The sequence below is a fragment of the Bacillus sp. TCT6 genome (assembly GCF_056033845.1).
On record NZ_JBVYHX010000002.1, the window covers coordinates 167,279 to 180,270 of the forward strand.

A 12,992-nucleotide genomic window follows, 5' to 3' on the forward strand; every position below is an offset into this window, starting at 1 on the left:
TTGGATTTATTTATATATAAATAAATTGATAATAATTATTTATATATTTTTTGTATGCTAGTTCATCATCATATTGATTATGTAAATAGCTTTTCTAATAACTTTGATCGTCCTCTACTGTATATTCTATCCTTTTATTTACTTTTGAGAGAGAAAAAATTAACCGAGAACTCATTATAAAATCAACCAAGAAGCATCCAACATATTTTGATTAATAACTACATTTTCTTTCATTTTCATAGTATGTCAACGTATAAAAGACACTTTATAAAGTGTCTTTTATACGTTATAAGGTTAATACATTAATTTCATACTTATTCTTTTGTTTCTCCAACATGAGTGGTCTCTAAAACTCAAAGTATTGTTATTGAATTTTTTTGAAATAGTACCCCATACCCATCAGGCTAAGAATTTAAGTGCAATATCATTCGTAGAATTTCTCTTTATAAAGGGAGTACTTAAGATTCAAATAACACATCTTTTCCATGTCGTACCGTTTTATTGAAGTCTATCTGAGTTGTAGCTAATTCAACGAGATTGCAAATTCTGAGTTCGGTGCCCCAGCGAATACGATTGTTCCGTTCTTTGGCAGTTTCACCTTGTTATTGCCACTCACGATGCTAAAGTTGACGCAAACTCCCTTCTCATCATACACCGCAAACGAACCTTTTGATGGCAACGTCACGGTCATTCTTTTCTCTGCTGCCGCTTGCGGAATTGCAAACCATTTCGCATGCCCATTTGCTCCCAACGTAACTTGGGATGATTGGCCTATATCAATTGGTTTTACATTTGATTCACTTACGTATAGCAACCCAGCCATCTCCATATATTCATTTCCACCTTCTGTATAGAAGTGTGTTTCCGTTGTATCACGGCCATTCATTACGGGAATTTGGAGCTGATGCGTTGCGGTATTCGGACCTGTAATTTTTCTCCCATCCCAATAGCCTGCCGGGCCTTTCTCGCGAGTAATTTGAGTACTAAGAAGTTTCGGTTGAACGAGATATTGAATAGAACTAAATTTCTCGTTTACAAGATAGAACTTGACACCTTCCCTCTTTGCCCATGCAGCAGCGGTTTTCTTCGATAGCACGTTGTCTTCTAGTTTCTCAGCTAAATAGTGGGTCATCACACTTTGCCCTAAACCTGGATGCGATTTATATGAGCTCTCCTTCAAATAAGTCCTTCCATTCTTCTCGGTTACAAAGTTGAGCTTGGAAGTCCCCTTCTCATTAATAAAGCTTCCATCAGCAGTATATACATATTTTTCTTCTCGATTAGATGGTAAGAACAGTTCCCCGTTGTTCGTAATTTCAATTTTGAAATGATTTTCGCTATTGCCATAAAATCCTGCTTTCTTTGCTACGCCTTGAGGCATTTTGACTTTGACCGGCTTACCAAAGGATTTGTTCGGCTTGATTTCCTTAATAGTACCTTTTTCTTTAAGCGTAGCGAGTAGCAATTCAGTTGCCAATAGTTGATTTGTAGAGCTCCGTCCACCAGATGTCAATACTGCCGCTGCTATTTTCTGTTCCGGAAGCACGACTAATATAGCATGTTGCAGTGCCGTATCGCCGCCCTTAGCCAATGCTTTGATCCCATATTCACTAAATGGGTATAGTCTCACACTATCCCAGCCAAGGCCATAGTTAAAAATATTATCTCCATCCCCTGGCCATATTCCTTTTTTATATTCCTCTTGCTCCATTGCCTCGACTACCTTATCAGAGAGAATCCCTTTTCCCTGTCCCATAAATAATTGTGAGAATCGCACCATATCTTCAGCCGTGGAAGAAATGCCTCCCGTACCAATTACATTCACCGATTCAATTGGAAGTTGTCCTTGGTACGCCGGGAAATATAGTCCCGCCCGATTTTCGTCTCTCCATTTGTCCTGCGGCGTTTTCGTATAATTCATCTTTAAGGGCCCTGTAAAGCTTTGATGTAGAAATTCGGTAAAGCCCATACCACTAACTCTTTCCACCAAAATTTCAGCCAGCGTAAAGCCATCGTTACAGTATACCGAGAAAGCACCAGGGTCCGCCTTCAAGTTTTGATTTGACAATTGCTGTAACAAGGTATCATGGGCATAGGTATCATTATCGTTAAATAAAAATGCATTACCTAACGTAGAACCTTGCAATCCAGAGGAGTGATTCAATAACATACGCGGTGTAATACGTTTGTATCGACCGTCTTTCATCTTAAAATCAGGAACATAGCGGACAACAGGAGCATCCAAATCGACTTTCCCTTCATCGACCAATTTCATTACAGCCGCTGTTGCATACATTTTACTGACTGAACCAATCCCATATTGAGTATCTTTGGTTAGCAGCTTTTCCCCTTCCATATCATTCTTGCCAGCCTGACCCGACAAGATAAGTTTTCCATTATCAATTAGCGCATACTGCACGCTATTCGCTTCATGAGACTTTGTAAGTAGCTCCGCCTTCTCTGCTGCAATCTTCTTCAGTTCCTGACTAGCTACTTCTTCACCAGTTACAACTGTAGTCTCACTTTCAGAAAATGCTTTCGCTCCTGTTGGTAGAATCATAGTTACCGCTAATGCAGTGGCTAACACACCAGTTAGCTTATTTTTCATCACGGAATTACCTCCTTCGATAAGTGAACGTTTTCATTATTTATTTGTTTCACTATGAAAATATGATAAAACTTATCCGTTTTCCCTTTTGACCTACTTGCTAAATTCAGCAAGTAAAATATTTTTAAAAGGATCAGGGGTATCCGCTTTAAGACTGTTCAAATTGACGGCCAATGTATGCTTGCCTCCAAGTGTGCCCCCAGCAAAAGTTAAAAAGCCAGGAATGGTTCCTCCATGCCCCCATATCGATTCACCGTTTGAAAGCTTCATTTTGAAAATTCCAAGCCCGGAATCGCCAAGTTCATCTGTTTCTGTAGGAACTGTTGTAAGCATTTGCTTTAGTTGCTGTTCTTTCAGTAATTTGCCCCCAAGTAAATAAGAAAAGAATTTGTTTAAATCATCAGCTGTAGAAATCATATCTCCGGCCGAGCTCCCCATACTTGGATTATAATAAGTAACATCTTTTGGCTCACTTGCTCCGTCTAATTGGATATATCCACGGGCATGTTTGGTTCCTGGAATCACGCTTGAATTTCCGGGTAAGAATGTATTCGATAATTCAAGTGGTTCAATAATTCGATTTTCAATCTCTTCCGCATAGCTGCTCCCAGTTATTTTTTCAATAAGGATCCCTAGTAATACGTACCCTGTATTTGAATACGACCAACTCTTTCCTGGAGCAAAATCTGGAAGCATGGATATTCCCATCTTTACTAATCCTTCAGCAGTATAAGATTTTTTTGTATCCAACATATTAAAATCCTTTGACCTTGTGTAATTAGCGATACCACTTGTGTGGTTCAATAATTGCCGGATAGTAATCTGTTTATCATCATATCCATTTCCTTGAATGACACCAGGCAACCATTTTTCAATAGAATCGTCTAGATTTAGGCGGTTTTCTCCTGCTAATTGAAGTACAACTGTTGCAGTGAACGTCTTTGTCACGCTGCCAATTCGAAAACGAAAATCTGTTTTCATTGGTTTCTTGTTACTCAGATCAGCTACACCAGCCGCATAACTCCATGTTTTTCCACCCTCAGAAGTTTTAGCAAGTATCCCTGGATATCCAAGTTTCAATGTATTCCGCATTGCCTCTTTGACGGAATTTCGATTTCTTTGGTGGCTTGTTTGTAACGAACTAGATACATTTTGAATGGACTCCGCTTTTACACTTGAGATTGGATTTGTATAAAACAAGGAACCCCCAGTTATTAAAAGGGCTAAACCTGTACATGTAATTTGACAGTGCTTTTTCATCAAAATATTCCTCTCCCCTATTCATATTGTATAAATGGTTTTTTACTGTTTTCAAACTAATCACATAGCTTTCATCTTAACTAATGACAAAAGGGCGATATTGAATTTGTAATCATTCTTATACCCACTATTTCACAAACGACTTTCTGACCTAAAAAATAGCCTATCTTTTTTTCAGATGTATGTTAACTTTTGTAATTTTTCTTTCATACAAGTCTTATTAATTGATTTGTTTTCTTATATAAATATACGGTATTTATTCCTCCTCTCACTCTTCTTTACATTTTAATCATACACAATGAAAATCTCTTTTTTCTTACCTCTTCCTTACAAATTTCTTACGTTCAAAATCGCTTCTATTCCTCATGAATAATAAACTTTTAAACTCTTTCTAATATTCGAAACCACTATTTGTAATCCAATCCATATTTTATTGATACCAATGCAGTTACAGGTATGATAAAATTCATTTGAAACATTGCTTTTGGGAATGCAATTGCTATTATAATTGCAATTTATTTTCTACAAACTGGATTGGGTCTCAACCCAACTTGCGGTTTTATTCCGCAGTCCTTAACAAATTGTTAAGGACCTTTTTTGTTTATCCTTTAGTTGCGTAAAAATTCACAAGCAAATTATTAAAATGGACATCCATACTAGTCTAATTACTTTTGTTAACTCCATTCTATCAGTCTGAGCAGCAAATTGAGTTACTTCCGCTCTCGTTATAACTTCTTGGAGATTGTATTTTCCTGTTGCATCACCTATAACAATATCTGTTTTTTATTATATCGATATTAGGGATAGTTCAGTGATTTTGTGAATTATAAAATATTAATTGTCCGATAAATACATTGTCTTTTTTAATACTATCACACAGGAATTGTCCCCCTAGTTTTTGCTAGGACTTTTCTATACATATTAATAATTGCATCAAGATTATAAGCACGTTATAATAGTCACCTAATTACATATAAAGAGGTGCAGAAAATGAATAAGACAGAATTAACAAAAGTAGTAGCAGAAAAATCAGAACTTACACAAAAAGATGCAGATGCAGCGACACAAGCTGTGTTAGATGCGATAACAAATGCGCTAGCTAATCAAGAGAAAGTACAGATCCTTGGATTTGGTACATTTGAAGTGCGTGAAAGATCTGCACGTACAGGACGTAACCCACAGACAGGTGAAGAGATGCAAATCGCTGCTTCAAAGGCACCTGCTTTTAAAGCTGGAAAAGAACTAAAGGAAGCAGTGAAATAATTATATATAGTGAAACAGGATCTGATATATGGATATCAGATCCTGTTTCTTATTTAATCAATTCTATTTTGTACGTTTAATTATTATATATCTATTAATCATTTCACGGTGCGAATTAATAATAAATTCTGCTGCATATCCTCTGCACATGTGGTTTAGAGCATACATTTTTTATATTTTGGTGCAAAATGAAAAGTTTCCTCTAATTCAATATTCTCTATTTTGCTTTCAAATTAAAATATTCCAAAGTAATTCTCATTAAACTGCAATTATAAATATAGGGTTCTACTTATATTTGTGATTTATATAAATAATCTGATTTATTAACTTATCTATATCTTGACTTAAACTTAGCACCTGCTGATGTCTAAATCCATATTTATCTACAAGTTTAATTAATTCTACTTTCTTGTCTTCAATTAGTTTTTGTAAGTTTCTCATCTCCATATCTATTAGAACTCCTTTTTTACGATTTAGCAGTTAAATTATAGTATAGATATTAAAATAAAGAAACTGGAAATTTTGGAAATCGAAAGAAATTCAGACGTGCCTATAATACAATAAAATTATATATATGCATAAATGCATTTAAATTATTCCATGATAATGTTATAATAGAATTAACCAAGAAGCATCCAACAAATTATGATTAATCACTACATTTTCTTTCAGAACTAGTCAACATATAAAAAGACACTATGTATAGTATAGTGTCTTTTTATATACTCTATAATATTAATTAAACATAAATATGTTTATGCAAATTAAATTACTAAAAAGCTTTAACAAAGGGTTGTACCACATCCCTATGTAGCTAAGAAAAGAAAAATACACAAAAGGATATATCTTACCATATATGATGGAAACGACATATCCTTTTGTTAAAACCCTACTCTTATCAATTTCTGCTATCAATAAGTTTTAATTAAACTTAATACCACACTCTAATCGATCACTGTTATCCTTAGGATTTAATGTAATTGGCTTTACAATGTACTCCATTATATTCACCTCCTTTCACTGAAAGTATATTTCAACTCTCTTATTAACTAGATTGTTTAATAACCTCAGTTTCCGGTACTTTTTGTTTATCAATAGGATTTTTTATGTAATATCTATATAATCTATCTTTGATATTATATTTTAATTGATCACATTCAAAATCTTGTTTTTCTAAACTCAGTTCAGGGCATCTTCCTTTACATAGAGGCATAATATTGCAAGTTTTGCATTTGTTTGGCAATTCCCAATTCATCCATTTTGTTAAGGTTTGTAACGAAGTAATGCCTTCTGCTAAATTCCCTACTCTTAATTTTTTATTTCCAACTTCATGCCAGCATTTAAATAAATCACCGTAGGCATCCACAACAAAAGAGTTATTATCTACAGCTTGACAAACCCAACCACCACGATTTTTAGGATAAAGATTTCCCATATTGAAGCCAATCTTATCCGCGTATTCAATCAAATCTGTCTCCCATTTTGCAAACTCCCTTGTTACTAGACAGGATTCACTAATCGATTGACAAACGTCATTGTATGCCCCTACTGGAGCAAAATACACGGAAACTTTGTTGTTTAATCCTTGATTCATTAGAATAGGAAAAAGCTTATAAACATCTGCAACGTTTTCTTTTGAAACATTTACACGAATTCCGACTTGTATAATATCTTGTATTTCTTTAATATTATTTAAAATTTTATTGAAAGAACCTTGCTTATTTCTTAATATTCTAGTCATATCATGCGTCTCTGGGCCACCATCCAATGTGATTTGTACATATTTAACGTTATTCTCTTGAACCAAATGTTCTGCAATTTTTCTATTAAGTAAATATCCATTTGAAACCATTTTAGCTCTAAATTGAATATTTTTATCTTTACATATTGCTAATATATACTTTGACATTCTATCTATAAGATCTTTTTTTAATAATGGTTCGCCACCATACCAAGTAACGGAAAATTCAGTCTTATTTTGTAAGTTATTTTGAATGAAATTTTTCAAATCTTCTTCTTTTTGTCCCTCAATATATTCATCTACATGATTCTCATAACAATATGGACATCGAAAATTACATTGTAATGTAGTTGCTATAGTTAAACCTAAATACTCACTTCCAAAACGGCTTTTATTAGTTAAATAATGATAAACCCCGTATTCATCTAAAGAATTTTCTACTATAAAACCAGCCCTAGTCAATTCTTCTAAATGTAAATTAGGAATCTCATTATATTTTTTTCGGCTAATTTTTTTTATAGTATCCGTATACTCATCAGAAATTTTAACAAACGCCCCTGTATGGCTATTGTATAGAAAATTAATATTATCTCTTTTGAAAGGTACATTAAATTGTGATACCTTATACAAAATAATTCCTCCATTCTATTCCTATCCATATTACTAAAATGATGCAATTACTTATGTCCTGTAATATTAATTAATTGTTAAAATCTATTTTTCACTAATAACTTAACACAGGTATAGTAGCAAATGAATTGAGAATATATATACTGAATGTTTAGTATAGATATATAAACCTATTATGATAGTGTAAATATTGCATTTCTATCGGATTATATTGCAAATTTTTAAAAAACTTGTTGTTTGAATTTTTCATTCTAATTGCTTTATTAGTGGACAGACTACTCCAAATAAGTATTTACGGATTGCTCTTTCTTCTACAAACTCATTAGATGAATTAGAAATGGCATTAAAAATATTAAAACAATATCTCTATTAACGAGATACTGTACAATTATTTGAGATATGTAATGTAAACAACGTATGTATCCATCTACGTATTTCCAACTAGCGCAAATGGTATTTTTGTTAGTTCGGTTACTCGACTGCCCTACTTTACACCTGATTTTTTGATCTGTATTATAGAAGCTAAAACACCAGAATCCAACCTTGTCGTATCACTAACTACCGTTAGCTTTGTTTATCATAGCCTAATTTGCGCAAGAAACAGACACGAAAATATTTTCGTTTTTTAGAAAGGCATTATGTATGTTTCTTGAAACTAAATTTTAATATATAGAATAACAGATTTAAATGTGCTAGAATGAAGGAGATATGAAAAATTGCTAATATATTTCCAATTGTAAAAGTAGTGTTAGTAAAATTATATTAGTTCAAATCAAAGAAAAAGACACCTATACAATATAGATGTCTTTTTCTTTAATTTTATGTATTAAGAGGAATGGTCTTACTTAACTAATTGCTGTTGGATTTCCTTAATTAACAGTTTAGCACCTTCAGGACTAAGAACGATTTGAGCATTTGCTAATGATATATTTTTTTCTGAAATATCACCAGTTATTGCACAAGCATTATAAGATTTATATTTTTGTAAAATGATCTTTTCATCTTCTACAAATATTTCTATAGGATCTTTTTCTACAATTCCTAATGTTCTTCTTAACTCTTTCGGAAGAACAATTCGCCCTAATTCATCTACTCTTCGTGTAACACCTGTTGCTTTCATCTTATTCACCCTTTTTATTTTTTATAAATTTTCATATTTCTAGCTATTAACCTCCTATGAACAAGCAGATTAAATTATGTTTGCTTGGTATCATCTGCATTTAATAGTACAATTATATATCTAAAAAGGGTTTACTAGTAGTAATTTGAATGATTATATTGAAAGTAGCCTTTATGTAGAAATAAGTAGATTATCTAGATTAGGTAATTTTTGTTGTATAAAATCAAACTGTAAAAATATAAATTGTGTGATGAACACATTTTTCTTTCTTACTACCATACAGAAATTGTCCCCCTAGCTCTTGCTAGGGGTTTTTCTATGTATATTATTAATTGCATCATAAAAATACACACGTTGTAATAGTTACCTAATTACAAATGAAGATGTGCTAAAAATGAATTAGACAGAATTAACAAAAGTAGTAGCGGAAAAAATAGAACTTACACAAAAAGAGGTAGTTACAGCAACACAGGCTGTATTAGATACGATAATAAATGCGTTAGCTAATAAAGAAAAAGTACAGATACTAGGATTCGGTACATTTGAAGTGTGTGAAAGATCTGCACGTGCAGGACGTAACCCATAAACAGGTGAAGAAATGCAAATCGCTGCTTCAAAAGAACCTACATTTGAATCTGGAAAAGAATTAAATGAGACAGTGAAATAAATGCACATAGTGAAAAGGATTTGATATTTTTATCACCCTTTTTTAATAGCATTTTTGTTCATAAAACAAAAATGTATCAACCAAAACATATATTAGATGATACCCCTTCGTTTATAGACATATTATTTCTTAGTACACATTATGCAAAATTTATAGAAATAATTTAGATTTTCAAATAATGTAACCAACTTGTGTCACGATAAACATTTTCTATCAAAAAAAACTGCATAAATGCAAGTCAAATATAAATTATGGACTTTCTCTATATAAAGTCACAGAAAAAATTTCATATCAATTATGCGTCTATGCGTCTGGTGACGGAAATCTTGCAGCTTCAAAATGCGTACTATTTTCTACATTAGAAATAACTCCAGCTACACTACTTTGTGCAAAAATCTCAACTATATCCCCTGCATTTAACTGAATGATTGATGAAACAGCAACAACATTAGCAAAGTTTATTGGACCAAAAAAATCATTATCTATTGCAATTGCCGGATTTCCATTAACTCGAATTTCTATCCGCGCTCTATAGTTTGTGTTTAGATTATTGGGAATGAACGCAATAGTCCCAATAACAGAATAAACACCTCTTGTCTTTGGAATAAAAATTGATGTAGCTGGATTATACTCATTCGCTAAATCAAATTGTTCATTTTGGAATAAGACCTTAACAAATGTATTTGCTGGTAAATTTTGATTAACTGTGCTCACAGCTCTAAAAGCAGATGCTCTTACAAGATTATATTGGTTATCATCAGAACAACAATTTACTTTTACATTAACCCAAGGTTTCTCCTCATGCTTTTTATCACATTTTTCATAACCCTTACTGCTTCTATGACAATCGTGATATTTCTTTTTATAATCCTTACAATGATTACAGTAGTAATAAGACATACTAAATTCCTCCTTTTAATTTATTACTACATGCTATGTAAGATAGATTAGTAAAGTTTGGACAATCTGTTACTAATTTTAATAGAATTAAAATTAGTCCTATCAAAAAGTAGGTCAGTGAAACAATATAACATGTAAAGTAAAAAAACTTCATTTGAACCTATCTATATCAACACCACAAAATGCTAGAATTCCATTTCTGTTACTTTAAAACCAAGTTCATGTTATTCCCAAATCCATAGTTATCAGCTCAATTTTACATTTTCCTCTGATAAAATATATGGTCTTTAACAAACTATTCTGCTTGTAACATTCCTTTAAACATATACTGATTTGTTGTAGCTAAGTCCTTAAATTTATTCACTGCAAAATAATGGTTTGCAAATTGTAATAACATCCTTGTATGTTTATCAGCTAGATTTGTACCAGCTCTAATTCTTCCTAAATCTTCATGTACAACTTCTTAAACTGCTCCTTTAATCTGTTCTAATAGATCGTGATTTTGGTTTTGATGTTCAACAACAATTCTTTCTAATGCATGGCATGGCTTGGTTTGATTCCTTTTTCTTCTGCGTATTCCTTTATATAAGCAACTGTAGTTTCATTTAAATAATAAGTTTTATCTACTATTTTCTTAGACATATTTAAGCTCCTTTAAATATTTTTATTTAATCATCATCCAATTCAACCTCTTCAATAACTCGCAACACACAATTCATAGTTTGTGTATTTTGTTTTATGAGAATTATGCTTTGTTTTTGTAATTTTATATGTTTATCTTGTAAGTCTTTCATATCTTGAAGTACTGCAAGATTACTAATGTATCTATGCAAAAATTCTTGTCTAGAATTTTTTTACCTTTGCTAGTTCGTCAATTCGTTCCACTAAACTAGCATCAAGATCTCGGATTAACACATTCATAGGGTAAAACCTCCAAATTAGTGATTTAAATTGCAAAGAGCATAAGGGTTTTTTGCTATCACCGAAGGTGACAGGTTAGGCAGAGCCTAACAAAAACGTGATATCATGAGAAAGAGAAATTCAATGTAGTTTCAGCGTGGTTTCAATGTATTTCCAATGTAAATCCAATGTAGTTTCAATGTAGTTTCAATGTACTTCTTCAAACCTTTATTTTGAATCACAACTCCTTATATAATGGCAAAAAAAATATCAGATAATTTTTTTATACAACCGAAAAATTATCTGATAATTATATTTGTAATGTTTATATCTCTTTTTATCTTTTAAAAAAGTTTAATTTCATTCTGCTAAATTAAACTTTTTCCGCTGATCTTCTAATTTCTTCTGAAGATTTTTCTCTTTTGCTTCTAACTCTTTGGTTTTGTTTTCTAGCTCTAATTTCCCTTTTTATACTGTTCTATTTATAGCTTTCTTTTTTGCTTTTCCGATTCACTTTTTTCTTTTTCATCATCTGTTTGATATACTTTATTTGCTTCAATTCTTTCGATTTCATTTACAATTTTATCTGTTAGTTCATCTTGTAATAGGATTGTTTTCTTTACATTATTTATTTCTATCTTTACAGATTGTAATTCTTCTTCCGTTTCATCTTGTGCGTACTCATTTTCATTTTTTCTTAATAAATCTTTGTTTGTTTTTATTTTTCGATAATCCCCTGTTAAAACAATTTTCTTTTCCTTTAGATTATTATTTTCTGATTTTTGAATGATTCCATTCAACACCTAACATGGCTTATTACCTGATAGATACAGAAACTAATCAAACAGTTGCAACTATTCCAATTAATACGCAACATAAAAAAAGTGGTGAATGGTACTATAAACTATTCAAAATCGATCCAGGTAAATTTATTGTTGTTCCTAAATATTATAGGGTAGATGTAGAAAATAATTCTAAAATTGGGACAAACATTGGATTTGATTTGTATAATAATGTTTACGAACAATAAAAGAACCCGTACCACGTTAACATTAGGATAAAATAGATTTATAATTATTATTTTTTAATACTTAACAAGGGGTACCGCCACATTGCTATCAAGCTAAGCTCATACAACGTCAATTATAGTAAAGGCTCTTTCTTTTTTCTAAAGGCTAGGTGTAGGGAATTGAAAGATTTGCATACGAAATAAACCCTAATGGGTTTCATTTTTTTGATTTAAGCCGCTTGATTATTTTTCCCTGTAGCCAACCTGTAGTTTGTCTGTAAATCAAAAAAGACCGGCAGAGGAATAACCCTGTCGGTCAAAGTGATAAAGCTTGGTTGCTAACATCAGGGGTGCAGACGCCTCATAACAAAATGGCTGAGATAAAACAGATAGGCGAAATATAATACTACGCAAACAGTTACTACCAAGGCAAGTATATTTACAACCTTAACAGTCCTATTTTTGAAAATCTTGAACAATAAAGCATAAATACCAATGCCGATTACCCCTCCAAGCGTATTGTCAAGTACATCAGTAATATCGCTTCTTCCCATTGCGAAAATGAATTGTATAGCTTCAAACGCCAATGTCAAAGCAACAATTGGAAGAACTTTCTTCATAAAAGGCCATTTGCTTTTTAGCATACAAATATATATACCTAAAGGGATAAAAATAAGTATATTATCTCTTATTTCTCTAAAATCAATAGTTCCGTTGTCATCGAAAGACCCCTGAAATGGAATCAGATTGATTACTCGTATCCCGTCTGATATTTCAGAAGAATAAAACGGTAATTTGAAGAGAATGACGCCTGTCAACAGCAGCATATATACTACAAACAATGCAATTGTAAGTTTATTTCGGTTTTCTAATTTCATTATTTTTTCTCCTTGT

The 12,992-nt window shown here is 32.1% G+C and carries 9 protein-coding genes and 2 pseudogenes; 2 read left to right on the forward strand and 9 right to left on the reverse strand.

Features of this window, described 5'->3' with window-relative positions:
• Positions 1–13: 13 nt before the first annotated feature.
• From AC0ONG_RS27745 to AC0ONG_RS27755, 3 genes and pseudogenes are all read right to left on the reverse strand, one after another.
• A pseudogene (locus AC0ONG_RS27745) lies at positions 14–181 on the reverse strand (GNAT family N-acetyltransferase); the annotation flags it as partial.
• Positions 182–523: 342 nt separating this feature from the next.
• Positions 524–2,608, reverse strand: a complete 2,085-nt coding sequence (locus AC0ONG_RS27750; RefSeq protein WP_474205138.1) for a serine hydrolase domain-containing protein — start codon at positions 2,606–2,608, stop codon at positions 524–526.
• Between the two features lie 93 nt (positions 2,609–2,701).
• On the reverse strand, positions 2,702–3,868 hold the full coding sequence (locus tag AC0ONG_RS27755; protein WP_474205140.1) for a serine hydrolase domain-containing protein: 1,167 nt from the start codon (positions 3,866–3,868) through the stop codon (positions 2,702–2,704).
• Positions 3,869–4,858: 990 nt separating this feature from the next.
• On the opposite strand from AC0ONG_RS27755, the gene AC0ONG_RS27760 reads away from it, so the two are divergent.
• Positions 4,859–5,131, forward strand: a complete 273-nt coding sequence (locus AC0ONG_RS27760; protein ID WP_474204947.1) for an HU family DNA-binding protein — start codon at positions 4,859–4,861, stop codon at positions 5,129–5,131.
• A 285-nt stretch (positions 5,132–5,416) separates the two neighbouring features.
• Here AC0ONG_RS27760 and AC0ONG_RS27765 read toward each other — a convergent pair whose 3' ends face one another.
• The 3 genes from AC0ONG_RS27765 to AC0ONG_RS27775 form a co-directional block, all read right to left on the reverse strand.
• A complete protein-coding gene (locus tag AC0ONG_RS27765; protein WP_061667301.1) occupies positions 5,417–5,578 on the reverse strand; it encodes an aspartyl-phosphate phosphatase Spo0E family protein in 162 nt (53 codons plus the stop codon).
• Positions 5,579–6,176: 598 nt separating this feature from the next.
• Positions 6,177–7,502: a radical SAM/SPASM domain-containing protein gene (locus AC0ONG_RS27770; protein ID WP_098438132.1), complete on the reverse strand. Its 1,326-nt coding sequence runs from the start codon at positions 7,500–7,502 to the stop codon at positions 6,177–6,179.
• Positions 7,503–8,343: 841 nt separating this feature from the next.
• Positions 8,344–8,622 carry an AbrB/MazE/SpoVT family DNA-binding domain-containing protein gene (locus AC0ONG_RS27775; protein ID WP_098438133.1) on the reverse strand — a complete coding sequence of 93 codons (279 nt, stop codon included), beginning with the start codon at positions 8,620–8,622 and terminating at the stop codon, positions 8,344–8,346.
• Positions 8,623–9,055: 433 nt separating this feature from the next.
• Between AC0ONG_RS27775 and AC0ONG_RS27780 the strand changes: the two are divergent.
• A pseudogene (locus AC0ONG_RS27780) lies at positions 9,056–9,289 on the forward strand (HU family DNA-binding protein).
• A gap of 303 nt (positions 9,290–9,592) precedes the next feature.
• On the opposite strand, the gene AC0ONG_RS27785 reads toward AC0ONG_RS27780, so the two are convergent.
• The 3 genes from AC0ONG_RS27785 to AC0ONG_RS27795 form a co-directional block, all read right to left on the reverse strand.
• On the reverse strand, positions 9,593–10,189 hold the full coding sequence (locus tag AC0ONG_RS27785) for an ABC transporter permease (protein ID WP_098438135.1): 597 nt from the start codon (positions 10,187–10,189) through the stop codon (positions 9,593–9,595).
• 1,382 nt (positions 10,190–11,571) lie between these two features.
• Positions 11,572–11,892: a hypothetical protein gene (locus AC0ONG_RS27790; RefSeq protein ID WP_240678658.1), complete on the reverse strand. Its 321-nt coding sequence runs from the start codon at positions 11,890–11,892 to the stop codon at positions 11,572–11,574.
• A gap of 550 nt (positions 11,893–12,442) precedes the next feature.
• Positions 12,443–12,976: a VanZ family protein gene (locus AC0ONG_RS27795; RefSeq protein ID WP_113302846.1), complete on the reverse strand. Its 534-nt coding sequence runs from the start codon at positions 12,974–12,976 to the stop codon at positions 12,443–12,445.
• Between the last annotated feature and the right edge of the window lie 16 nt (positions 12,977–12,992).

Coding starts and splice junctions, on each gene's coding strand:
- AC0ONG_RS27785 (WP_098438135.1), bottom strand. CDS start 10,189: ATGTCTTATTACTACTGTAATCATTGTAAGGATTATAAAAAGAAATAT.
- AC0ONG_RS27760 (WP_474204947.1), top strand. CDS start 4,859: ATGAATAAGACAGAATTAACAAAAGTAGTAGCAGAAAAATCAGAACTT.
- AC0ONG_RS27775 (WP_098438133.1), bottom strand. CDS start 8,622: ATGAAAGCAACAGGTGTTACACGAAGAGTAGATGAATTAGGGCGAATT.
- AC0ONG_RS27750 (WP_474205138.1), bottom strand. CDS start 2,608: ATGAAAAATAAGCTAACTGGTGTGTTAGCCACTGCATTAGCGGTAACT.
- AC0ONG_RS27795 (WP_113302846.1), bottom strand. CDS start 12,976: ATGAAATTAGAAAACCGAAATAAACTTACAATTGCATTGTTTGTAGTA.
- AC0ONG_RS27765 (WP_061667301.1), bottom strand. CDS start 5,578: ATGGAGATGAGAAACTTACAAAAACTAATTGAAGACAAGAAAGTAGAA.
- AC0ONG_RS27755 (WP_474205140.1), bottom strand. CDS start 3,868: ATGAAAAAGCACTGTCAAATTACATGTACAGGTTTAGCCCTTTTAATA.